The organism is Pseudoxanthomonas mexicana, assembly GCF_010093385.1.
Taxonomy (GTDB): Bacteria; Pseudomonadota; Gammaproteobacteria; order Xanthomonadales; family Xanthomonadaceae; genus Pseudoxanthomonas_A; species Pseudoxanthomonas_A mexicana.
Genome location: NZ_PDWV01000115.1, coordinates 1 through 539, shown reverse-complemented (window position 1 = coordinate 539; position 539 = coordinate 1). Strand labels below are relative to the sequence as shown.

The following is a 539-nucleotide window of genomic DNA, read 5'->3' as shown; positions in this document are numbered from 1 at the left end:
GATGCCCGCTTCGACGGCGTGCAGCTGCGGTTGCGCTCGACGCTGGCGCTGTGGCGGCAGTCGCGCGTGGCCGGCGTGCCGCAGCGGGTGCGCGTGTACCCCAACTTCGCGCCGCTGGCGCGTTTCGCGCTGTTCAGTGCCGAACAGGCTTCGCGCCTGGTGGGTGCGCACCTGAAGCGCCGGCGCGGCGAGGGTACCGACTTCCACCAGATGCGCGAGTACCGCATCGGCGACAGCCTGCGACAGATCGACTGGAAGGCCACCGCGCGCTCGCGCAAGCTGATCTCGCGCGAGTACCAGGACGAGAAGAACCAGCAGCTGGTGATGCTGATCGACACCGGCCGCCGGATGATGGCGCGCGAGGACGCGCTGGGCCATTTCGACCACGTGCTCAATGCGTCGCTGGTGGTGTCGTACCTGGCGCTGCGGCAGGGCGACGGCGTGGGCCTGTTCGCCGCCGGCGGCGACAGCCGCTGGGTTGCGCCACAACGCGGCATGGCGGCGATCGACACGCTGCTGCGCGCCAGCTACGACCTGCA

At 70.5% G+C, this 539-nt stretch carries 1 protein-coding gene; it reads left to right on the top strand.

Features of this window, described 5'->3' with window-relative positions:
- The coding region (locus CSC76_RS18845) for a DUF58 domain-containing protein (protein WP_162111489.1) at positions 1-539 on the top strand (539 nt) is incomplete at both ends.